Annotated in this window: 1 protein-coding gene; it reads left to right on the forward strand. The window is 51.9% G+C overall.

Annotated features, from left to right (window positions below; genetic code table 11):
- The coding region (locus RMT89_RS41640; protein ID WP_315888957.1) for a hypothetical protein at positions 1-364 on the forward strand (364 nt) is incomplete at both ends.

Here is a 364-nt window from a genome sequence, read left to right on the forward strand (position 1 = left end):
CCGAACGCATGGACGGCGGGCCTTGACGTTGCTGACGGTGGTATTGACCGGAATGCGCTCGCAATGCGTCAATGGATAATCTTGCGCGATGTTCAGGAATGGGGCGAACGTGACACGGGTGTAACAACTCGCCGGGCAATCGTCGAAACTCGTCAGAATCAAAATATGAACGTCTTGTACGATGCTATCGGCGTCGGCGCGGGCGTGAAGACGGAATATAACCGTATCACAATTGACGAACAAATCAAAGCGCCGCCTTTCGTTGCGTGGAACGCTGGAGCCGGGGTTATCAATCCGTATGAGCGGCTAATTCCTGACGATGAACAATCGTTGATGAATAAGGATTTCTTCGGCAATCTGAAAG

It is taken from the genome of Streptomyces sp. P17 (assembly GCF_032436805.1).
Lineage (GTDB): Bacteria > Actinomycetota > Actinomycetes > Streptomycetales > Streptomycetaceae > Streptomyces.